We start from the raw sequence: 608 nt of genomic DNA, 5'->3' as shown, positions 1-608 counted from the left end.
CTACCGTCGCTTCCACCGTGTAACTGCCTTCTTCAAGTGCTAACGGCACATCCACATGGAAACTGCCATCTGGCTGCACTGTGGCCGTGAGGTTTTGGACCGCTGAATCACTCCCTGTCACCGTTATCGTCACCGTCGCCCCCACAGGCGCAGTGCTCGTTGTTCCCGTAATTGATGGCGTCGCATCACTGCTGTTATCCGGCGCATCCACTGAGATACTCGGGGCAACGGTATCCACACTGCCTGTGTCGCTTTCAGTGGTGCTATTACCGGATGCATCTGTGATGGTCGCACTAACCGTATAGTTACCATCAACCAAATCACTCGGTACATCCACGCTAAAGGCGTTATCCATCACCGTGGTATTAAAGGTTTGTACCACACCATTATTGCCCGTGACCGTGATACTCACGATGGCATTATCTGGCTCGTCTGTGGTGCCTGTAATCGTCGGGGTGGCATCACTGCTGTTATCGGGTGCCTCTACCGTTAGGCTCGGTGCTACCGTATCAATACTGCCTGTGTCACTTTCGGTAGTACTGTTGCCTGCAGCATCGGTAATGCTTGCTTGAACGGTGTAATTGCCTTGGGCTAAATCACTAGGCACG

1 protein-coding gene is annotated in these 608 nt (G+C 53.0%); it reads right to left on the bottom strand.

Annotated features, from left to right (window positions below; translation table 11 throughout):
* Positions 1 to 608: Ig-like domain-containing protein (locus GCHA_RS20630; protein WP_039992879.1), on the bottom strand; the 608-nt coding region annotated here is incomplete at both ends.

Origin of the sequence: Paraglaciecola chathamensis S18K6 (assembly GCA_000314955.1) — a bacterium.
In the GTDB taxonomy this organism is placed as follows: Bacteria; Pseudomonadota; Gammaproteobacteria; order Enterobacterales; family Alteromonadaceae; genus Paraglaciecola; species Paraglaciecola chathamensis.
The sequence above is the reverse complement of the archived record's forward strand: the minus strand, read 5'-3'. Positions and strand labels throughout refer to the sequence as shown.